The sequence below is a fragment of the Halorubrum tibetense genome, assembly GCF_042661865.1.
Classification (GTDB): domain Archaea; phylum Halobacteriota; class Halobacteria; order Halobacteriales; family Haloferacaceae; genus Halorubrum; species Halorubrum tibetense.
This window is the reverse complement of record NZ_JBHSWW010000626.1, coordinates 1-631: the sequence shown is the minus strand read 5'-3', so window position 1 is coordinate 631 and position 631 is coordinate 1. Positions and strand designations below refer to the sequence as shown.

Annotated in this window: 1 protein-coding gene; it reads left to right on the top strand. The window is 51.0% G+C overall.

Going from position 1 to position 631, the window contains the following annotated elements; genetic code table 11:
• Window positions 1-102 precede the first annotated feature (102 nt).
• A partial coding sequence (locus tag ACFQEU_RS17375) for an acyloxyacyl hydrolase (protein WP_379784192.1) occupies window positions 103-631 on the top strand: 529 nt, incomplete at its 3' end.

The window sequence follows — 631 nt, the reverse complement described above, 5'->3', positions numbered from 1 at the left end:
GGTACTCACAACGGCAAGTTGCGGCTGGCGCTCAATGCAATTACGCTAACGTAAAATACATCGGCGCTTAGACCTTAGCCGCTTTTCGGAAACATAACACCTATGACCCTATTGCCGGTTTGTTGGCCGCGTGCCAGCGCGCCACTCTCCACCGCGCTTTTCATCAGCTGCGTGAGCGTAACATTGTCCGGCGAGGCGAGCCCAGCGCCCGAGGCTGCTCGCGAAAACCTTGAGCTAATGCTCTACGCCGGCGGTGGCAAACAACCACACACGGAACATCAAAAAAATACTGCGGTTGGTATCGACCTGCATGTCTATCGCCACATTTTTACGGAAAAACAAAGCTTATTTATTGGTACTGGGGTGGCACAACTAACCAGTAATACCGACGAACACAAGCGCATGCTTGCATTTTCGATCTACCCACAACTCAACTTAGCACTTCCGAAACTCGGCAATAGCCAGCCGTATTTTTATGTGCGCACTTTAGGCCCTACCTATTTGAGCGAAACCCAATTAGGTGAGCGAAGACAGGCCAATCACTTTGTCTTTCAATCACAGTTAGGGCTCGGTATTTACTTTGGCACGGGCAACCGCTGGCTGGCTAATATTGCCTACCGGCACTACTCCA